The 750-nt window shown below is 65.9% G+C and carries 1 protein-coding gene; it reads right to left on the reverse strand.

Annotated features, from left to right (window positions below):
* The coding region (locus LPZ50_RS25165; RefSeq protein ID WP_230665542.1) for an aromatic ring-hydroxylating oxygenase subunit alpha at positions 1–750 on the reverse strand (750 nt) is incomplete at both ends.

Consider the following 750-nt stretch of genomic DNA (forward strand, 5'->3'; position numbering starts at 1 on the left):
TGGTAGGGGCCGGCCTCGTTCACGCCGCGCAGCATCAGTGCCTTGCGGCCGGCGTCCATGCGTTCGGCGATTTCGTCGTCTTCCACCGCGGTTTCCATGTAGGCCGCGCGCTGGGCCTGGACGAATTCGCGCTCGAAGGCGACGATTTCCTCGGGGTAGTAGAACTCCACGACGTTGACGGTTTCCTGCGGGCTTTTGGGATACAGCGTGGACAGCACCAGCACATGCGGGTACAGCTCGATCATGTGGGTGGGGAAGTAGGTGACCCACACCGCGCCGAAATCGGGCGCGTCGCCGGCACGGTAGTCCAGCACGCGGTCGTGCCACTGGCGGTAGACGTCCGAGCCGGGCTGGGCCAGCGCCTTGTGCACGCCCACGCGCTGCAGGCTGTACCAGTCGGCGAATTCCCAGCTGAGGTCGTCGCAGGTGACGAAGCGTCCCAGGCCGGGGTGGAAGGGGCCGACGTGGTAGTCCTCGAGGTAGACCTCGATGAAGGTCTTCCAGTTGTAATGGCACTGGTGCACTTCGACGTGGTCGAGCACGTAGTCGCCGAAGTCGAACTCGGGGCGGCTGAACAGCGGCGCCATGTCGGCGGCGGGATCGCGCGGGCCTTCGAACAGCAGGCCGTGGCACTCGCGCAGGCGAAAGCGCTGCAGGTTCATGCATGGGGTGGATTCGAACTGGGGCGCGCCCAGCAGTTCGCCGCGGTTGTTGTAGGTCCAGCGGTGCAGGGGGCACACGATGTTGCCG

Origin of the sequence: Bordetella petrii (assembly GCF_020991325.1) — a bacterium.
GTDB classification, from domain to species: domain Bacteria; phylum Pseudomonadota; class Gammaproteobacteria; order Burkholderiales; family Burkholderiaceae_B; genus Bordetella_A; species Bordetella_A petrii_E.